Here is a 6982-nt window from a genome sequence, read left to right as displayed (position 1 = left end):
ACTTGCGAAACTTGAGTTAATTCGGTTCCCAATTTCGTTTCTCGATAATCATTTATCGTTTTTCGATATGCAAAGGAAATACTATTTGAGGAAACAGCCAAAGAAAAACAGAAAAAATTTATCGAAAAACAATAAATTTCTTCTGTTTTGCAATAAAACGGGGCGAAAAGGGGAGAAATTCCGGCCGCTGACACGGTTTCCGGCGGACACAGACCGTGCAGGCTACGTCCGCAGACCGTGCAGGCTTCGTCCGCGGACCGTGCAAGCTTCGTCCGCGGACCGTGCAAGCTTTGTCCGCGGACCGTGCAAGCTTCGTCCGCGGACCGTGCAAGCTTCGTCCACGGACCGTGCAGGCATTGCCTGGACGGGATGCCGGGCTGGGGCAGGCGGGAGGTGAATTGGCAGGAAAGAAGGGATGAATTCAGACGAGCCGGCCGTTGCCGTCGCTGTTGAGGATGCGTCTCACCGTTTCCTCGTCCTTGCGGAGCTGGGCCACGAGCTCGTCCAGCGAGGCGAACTTCAGTTCGTCGCGGACACGGCTGACGAAGGAGAGGCGGAGCGGACGGCGGTAGATGTTGGCGCGGAAGTCGAAGATGTAGACCTCGATGCTGCGGTCGGCGCCGTTGGCCAGGGTGGGACGGAAGCCGATGCTCAACATGCCGCCGCGGGTCTGTCCGTCCACGGCGACACGCACGGCGTAGACGCCGTCGGCTGGCACCAGTTTGTCGGCGTCGTCCACGCGGAGGTTGGCCGTGGGGAAGCCCAGCGTGTGCCCCACGCGGTAGCCGCCCACCACCGTGCCTTGCAGGAAGTAGTCGTAGCCCAGGCAGCGCGCGGCGTCGGAGACGTCGCCCCGGCGGAGCAGCTGGCGGATGCAGGACGAGCTGACCTCGCCGCAGGGCAGGCCGGCGCCGGCGCCCTCCTCCATGTCCGAGAAGGCGCGGGCCTGCACCACCTCGATGCCCAGCTCGGCGCCGTAGCGCACGTAGTCGTCGAAGCCCTCGCTGCGGTTGTGGCCGAAGCGGTGGTCGTAGCCTATCACCAGCGCCACGATGCCGTACCGCTCCTTCAGCAGGGCCATGAACCGGCGGGCGGAAAGGAGGGCCAGCTGCGGGGTGAAGTCCAGCATGACGCAGCGGTCTATGCCCGCCGCGGCCAGCAGGGCGACCTTCTCGTCGCAGGTGGTGAGCAGTTCGGGGCAGAAGCCCTGCTGCATCACCTTGCGCGGATGTACGGGGAAGGTGACGGCGGCCGAGGGCAACCCGCGCGCGGCGGCCAGGCTGCGCACCTGGTCTATGAGGCAGCGGTGCCCGCGGTGTACCCCGTCGAAGAAGCCGATGGTGGCAACGCAGGGGCTGTTATCCGAAAAGCCGGCTCCAGTCTTCATGGGGTTTGGCGTTATAAGTGTCTATGCCCAGCGCGGCGGCGGCGCGGCAGTTGTCGGCAGAATCGTCTATGAACAGGGTCTCCGACGGCTCGATGCCCGTCTCGGAGAGCACGGCTTGGAAGATTTCGGGCGAGGGCTTGGCCATCTTCATCTCGTAGGAGAGGAAAATCTGCTCGAAGTAGTCCTCCACGCGGAAGCTCTTGTAGGGGAAGGCGTTCTCGCAGGCCCACTGCCAGTGGATGTGGTTGGTGTTGCTCAGCAGGTAGATGACGTAGTCCTTGCGCAGGTGCAGCAGCATGTCGAGCTTGCTTGGGGAGATGCCCACCAGGAAGCTGTTCCAGGCGTCGTCTATCCGGGCATCGGTCAGCTGCCGGCCGGACAGCGTGCGGATGGTGTCTCTGAACTCGGCATCGGTGATGAGGCCCTTTTCGTGTTTTCGGAAGAAGTCCTGCTGGGCGTACAGGCCCAGCATGTCCTCCACGTCCGTCAGGCCCAACTGCCTGAAGCGCTCGATGCAACGCTGGCGGTCGAGGTCAATGAGCACGCCGCCGAAGTCGAAAATCAGGTTCTTTATCTTTTTCTGTATCATGATCTTTTCTGCATTAGACGGCGGACCAGGCGCACGGCCTCGCCCACCCACAATACCAGCGAGGTGGAGGCGATGATGAGGAGCCACGTCGGCCCGTCGAGCGGCTCGGTGCGGAACACGGCTCCGCCGAACTGCACAATGAGGAACTGTCCGCCCAGAATGGCCAGCACAATCAGCTCCATGCCGTAGGACTTGGAGATGTTCTTGAAGGCGGAGTCGGTGGTGCCGAACACGCGGGCGTTGAAGAGGTTCCAGAACTGGAGCATCACGAAGAAGGTGAAGAAGATGGTGAGCTCGCGCACGGTCATGCCCTCCTGTTCAAAATAGAGCAGCATCCCCATCAGGATGCAGGCAAAGGCCAGGCCCACACCGAATATCATCCGCCTCATGCCCGGGGTGATGATGAAGTCGGCAGGCTTGCGGGGCTTCTCCTTCATCACGCTTTCGCTGGGCGGGATGGAGGCCAGGGCCAGGGCGGCAAAGGTGTCCATGATGAGGTTCACCCACAGCATCTGCGTCACGGTGAGGGGCAGGTCGGTGCCCACCAGCGAGCCCAGCAGCACGATGAACAGCGCCACGAAGTTGATGGTGAGCTGGAAGACGATGAAGCGCTGTATGTTCTTGTAGAGCGAGCGTCCCCACATGACGGCGGTGCCGATGCTGTTGAACGAGTCGTCCAGCAAGGTGATGTCGCTGGCTTCCTTGGCTACGGAGGTGCCCGTACCCATCGAGAGGCCCACTTGCGCGTGGTTCAGGGCGGGCGCGTCGTTCGTGCCGTCGCCCGTCACGGCCACCACGGCGCCTTTCTGCTGGAGCAGCTGCACGAGGCGCTGCTTGTCCGTGGGCCGTGCGCGCGACATGATTTTCAGGTCCATCACCCGTTCCAGCGCCTCGTCGTCGGTCAGGGCGGCAAAGTCGGCTCCGGTGATGCGGTTGCGCTCCGTGTCGTCCGCGGTCCAGAGTCCTATCTGGCGGGCAATCTCGGTGGCGGTTCCGGGCGTGTCGCCCGTCACAATCTTCACCCCGATGCCTGCCTCCCGGCAACGGGCCACGGCTGCGGGCACGTCGGGGCGGATGGGGTCGCTGATGGCTACGATGCCGATGAAGGTCAGGCTTCCTCCATTCGCCAGGGCCGCGCAGTCGGTTCCCTCGTCGGCGCCTACGGGCCGGTAGGCCAGGGCCAGCGTGCGCATGGCGCGGTTCTGGTATTGCAGCAGGGTGGCCTCGTAGCTTTCCTGCAAGGCGGCAGGCAGGCCGCATCGGGCCATCACCACTTCGGGGGCGCCCTTCACGTAGAGCACGCGGCGGCCCAGCAGCGGAGAGTCTACCAGCGTGGCCATGTACTTGCGCTCGGTAGAGAAGGTCAGCTGGCTGAGCACCGGGGCCGCCTCGCGCAGGGCCATGCAGTCCTTGCCCTGGGCGTCGAGCCAGAGCAGCAGGGCCACTTCGGTAGGATTGCCCACGCCCTTGCGCCGGCCGTCGGCCGTATCCTCCTCGATGAAGGCGGTGGAGTTGGCGCAGATGCTTTCGGCTATCAGGTCGCGGTCGGTGGTCTCCATGCGTTCCTCCTGCACCTGCATGAGGTTCTGTGTCAGGGTTCCCGTCTTGTCGGTGCAGATGACGGTGATGGCGCCCATGGTCTCGCAGGCGTGCATCTTGCGCACCAGGTTGTTGGTGGAGAGCATCCGCCGCATGTTCAGCGCCAGGCTGAGGGTGACGCTCATGGGGAGCCCTTCGGGCACGGCCACCACAATCAGCGTGACGGCCATCATGAAGTATTTCAGCGTGGCCTGCAGGGCGGGCAACCAGTCGCGGAAGGTGTGGAAGGAACGGAAGTCGTAGTAGAGAAGGACGTCTTTGACGAAGAAGATGGCGAAAGCCAGGGCGGCGGCCGAGAAGCCGATTTTGCCAATCAGGTTGGCCAGCTTGGTGAGCTGTATATTAAGAGGTGTCGGTTCGGTGCTTTGTTCGGTGCTCTGCCGGGCCACTTTTCCAATCTCGGTGGCATCGCCCACGGCGTCCACGTGCATCGCGCCATGTCCGTCCACCACGGTGGTGCCGCGCATCACGCGGTCGGAGGCGTAGGTGGCTTCCGGGTCGAAGTCGGCCTCCGTGGTGGTCTTGTTCACCACCGGTTCGCCCGTCAGGTTCGATTCGTTCACCTGCATCGAGACGGCTTCCAGCAGCCGGCCGTCGGCGGGCACCTCTTCGCCCGTCTCCAGCAGGACGACGTCACCCACCACCACATCCTTGCGGGGCACTTCCTGCACGTGCCCGTTGCGCAGCACCTTGACGGGCGTCTCCTCGTTGACGGCATTGAGCAGGTCGAACTTGCGCCCGGCGTCGTACTCGAAGAAGAAGCCGATGCCCGTAGCCAGCAGAATGGCCGCAATGATGCCGATGGTCTCGGCGTATTCGTTTTCAATGATGGATATAATCAGTGAGAACAGGGCTGCCACCAGCAGAACCCTGACGACCGGGTCTTCAAACTTTTCCAGATAAAGCCTCCACAAAGAAGGGCGTTGGGGAGGTGTCAACAGATTGGTGCCATGTTCAGCGCGGCTCTTCCGCACTTCCTCATCGGTCAGCCCGAGATGAAAATAGTTTTCTTTTTTTGCTGCCATCAAGTATTCAGGTTAGTATTCAGGTGGCAAAAGTACAATATTTAATCGGTATAACCGCCCGCATTAAATCTTTTTTATGAAATGGGCAGCAAAGACAGATGTCCGTTTCAGACCTGAATGCCACTGCTTTCCCGACCGGTATCGTCGCTTGCCGACACAGCCGCCATTGCGTGACATTGTCCCGTCTCCCCTAACTTTTATTTGGAGGTATTGGAGGCGTCTGTCTCTTCATTTTCAGAGAAGACATGACTTTTGATGATAGTATTTCTTCTGCAACCCTATGTGTCCGCCCAGCATCTCCTGAGTCCTGAGAACGTGGGGGGATGGTTGCGGGCGGATACAAGCGAGGCCGTCTCGCATGTTATGTTGAGACGGCCTCGCTTGGGGTGCGAAGGTATGAAAGATTATCGAACTTTCAAAGAGGATTTTCTAAAACTTGTAGAGTTTGCAGAGTGGTATAAAGATTACATTGCATAGACCTTAAAACTTACCCCTAAATTATAGGCAAACGCTTCCAGTAGCATTTTTTGTAAGGGATGGAGTTGTAACATATTGGCAAGTAGGGGGATGTATGTCTTCCTACCCCCGTATCCCTGCTTATAATGCCTCCTTAAGAAAGAGGGGGTATGTCTTCAATCCAAGTGTTCCGTATTCTCTCAAAATTTTCTATAGAATTTTAGATGAACTTATCAAACTTGATAAACTTTCCAAATTAAGATATATTTATTATATATAATAACAACATAAACATAAAACGATGAAAAGAAAGTACAGAGAATTATCAGATGAAACAAAACAGAAAATAAGTCAAAGCATGAAAGGAAGAAGCAAATCTTTCACCCACAAAGAAGCCATTAGCAATGGACTTAAGGATTATTGGAAAACCATACCCAACAAACCGACTACAAATAATAAGGTAGGCTAAGAACCTACCTTAAATATCACCACTTCTCAAGGTGACAAAACTTGCAATACTGCAAGACTAAATAAAATGTATATACGTTTTTAAATGCTCAAATTTGATAAACTGAAATTAGTAACAAAGATTGATTACATCAGCGATATAGATTATAGCAAATTTATATTGAACAGCAAAGAGGATAGTATCCTTTATTATAAATATCAGCAAGAAAGACCTTTCTATCTCTTAGTAATGGTGAACTATCAACACAATGAGCTGGTATTAGAATTTACGGGAAAAATCCTTTTAGACAATTACACAAACCTTATCGATATATACACGGCTAAGGACTGTTTGTCACAAATCAACAGATTAGGTATTTGCCATTTGAATGTAGAGTCTATTATGACAGATTCTAATGTAGTGAAATGCGATATTACCAAAGATATAGAGTGCGGCTTAATGCAGGACATCATTACCAATGTAAGGCAAAACCTATCCAATTACATGAAGTGGGTAACAAAACCATATCGGAAAGAAGGTATAACAATAGAAAACGTAGTAACGACTCCAAGATATAAGAAACGCCTAATCGTATACGATAAGGCAAAAGAACTACAATCGGCAAATAACCGATACTTTCTGAATGCTGTATCAAATCCCAACGAAATACTGTCGTACTTCAACGGCAAGACACGCTTTGAACTAAATATCAACACCATGGATCAAATCAGAAACCTTTTGAACATTCCAAACAACAATTTATTAGCGGTATTGACCTCAAAGGCAAACCCTATCCTATCCGTTATTGATGAAGCCATAAAATATAATGATTGCCAACATAGGACTATGACATTAAGAGACTACGAGCATTGTTTGTTACTCAAAGAATGTAATTATGATATGAGTGCTGTTGAAGCTAAGGTTAGAACATTAAGCGCAAAAACAACTTCAATAACAAGGATAATGAAAACATATAAAAATTTATATAAACAAATGAATTCTATTCCCAACGTAAGTATTAGAGAATTAGTAGCATAATCATAGCACCAACTACATAAATTCTGTGAGAAACTTGCTGCTTTAAGCTCTTTGTGTCAATATCGCCACTGTATCAAAATAATCTTTCAACGGACTTTGATACGGTGGTTTTATTGTATCATCATAATCTAAAAGGTTATAGTGATTCAAAGATGCAGCAATCAAAAGTTGATACCCGTAAAGTTGCTGTTTTTGATTGTCTGTTTCTATAGAATGAAAGCGGCCTTGATTTGTTCCTTATAATAGAAAATATCAATGCTGCAAATATTTCCAGGGGAATCTGCCTGTATAATGCGATTTTTTTGTATCTTTGGCGCGTCATTAGCCTCTTTAGGCTTTTGGCAGACATAGTATTGGAAGCGTTTGGCTTCATTCCGTTTGTGGTGAACCTCGGAAATTCAACGTATAATCGGAATGGCAGAGAAACGCTCCCTCTTGGT

Annotated in this window: 6 protein-coding genes; 2 read left to right on the top strand and 4 right to left on the bottom strand. The window is 53.7% G+C overall.

Translation table 11 applies throughout. The annotated features are described in order from the left end of the window. Positions 1-421 precede the first annotated feature (421 nt). The 3 genes from ribF to Q1Y74_RS12880 are packed head-to-tail and all read right to left on the bottom strand — an operon-like array spanning position 422 to position 4600. Entirely contained in the window at positions 422-1387 is a 966-nt protein-coding gene (gene ribF, locus Q1Y74_RS12890; protein WP_300814710.1) for a riboflavin biosynthesis protein RibF, read from the bottom strand. Continuing rightward, positions 1359-1976, bottom strand: a complete 618-nt coding sequence (locus Q1Y74_RS12885) for an HAD family phosphatase (protein ID WP_300814709.1) — start codon at positions 1974-1976, stop codon at positions 1359-1361. Before Q1Y74_RS12885 ends, ribF begins: the two co-directional genes overlap by 29 nt. Further along, on the bottom strand, positions 1973-4600 hold the full coding sequence (locus tag Q1Y74_RS12880; RefSeq protein ID WP_300814708.1) for a calcium-translocating P-type ATPase, PMCA-type: 2628 nt from the start codon (positions 4598-4600) through the stop codon (positions 1973-1975). Before Q1Y74_RS12880 ends, Q1Y74_RS12885 begins: the two co-directional genes overlap by 4 nt. A gap of 757 nt (positions 4601-5357) precedes the next feature. Between Q1Y74_RS12880 and Q1Y74_RS12875 the strand changes: the two genes are divergently transcribed. Together Q1Y74_RS12875 and Q1Y74_RS12870 are read left to right on the top strand one after the other, a co-directional pair. Then, complete coding sequence (locus Q1Y74_RS12875) at positions 5358-5525, top strand: NUMOD3 domain-containing DNA-binding protein (RefSeq protein ID WP_298114915.1); 168 nt, start codon at positions 5358-5360, stop codon at positions 5523-5525. 84 nt (positions 5526-5609) lie between these two features. Next, positions 5610-6542 (top strand): hypothetical protein, encoded by a 933-nt coding sequence (locus Q1Y74_RS12870; protein WP_300814707.1) that lies wholly within the window; start codon positions 5610-5612, stop codon positions 6540-6542. Between the two features lie 136 nt (positions 6543-6678). Here the strand turns inward: Q1Y74_RS12870 and Q1Y74_RS12865 are convergent. Further along, positions 6679-6982, bottom strand: a 304-nt coding sequence (locus tag Q1Y74_RS12865; protein WP_300814706.1) for a hypothetical protein, incomplete at its 5' end; no start/stop codon positions are given.

Source organism: uncultured Bacteroides sp., assembly GCF_949298305.1.
Lineage (GTDB): Bacteria > Bacteroidota > Bacteroidia > Bacteroidales > Bacteroidaceae > Bacteroides.
The sequence above is the reverse complement of the archived record's forward strand: the minus strand, read 5'-3'. Positions and strand labels throughout refer to the sequence as shown.

Coding starts and splice junctions, on each gene's coding strand:
- ribF (WP_300814710.1), bottom strand. CDS start 1,387: ATGAAGACTGGAGCCGGCTTTTCGGATAACAGCCCCTGCGTTGCCACC.
- Q1Y74_RS12885 (WP_300814709.1), bottom strand. CDS start 1,976: ATGATACAGAAAAAGATAAAGAACCTGATTTTCGACTTCGGCGGCGTG.
- Q1Y74_RS12880 (WP_300814708.1), bottom strand. CDS start 4,600: ATGGCAGCAAAAAAAGAAAACTATTTTCATCTCGGGCTGACCGATGAG.
- Q1Y74_RS12875 (WP_298114915.1), top strand. CDS start 5,358: ATGAAAAGAAAGTACAGAGAATTATCAGATGAAACAAAACAGAAAATA.
- Q1Y74_RS12870 (WP_300814707.1), top strand. CDS start 5,610: ATGCTCAAATTTGATAAACTGAAATTAGTAACAAAGATTGATTACATC.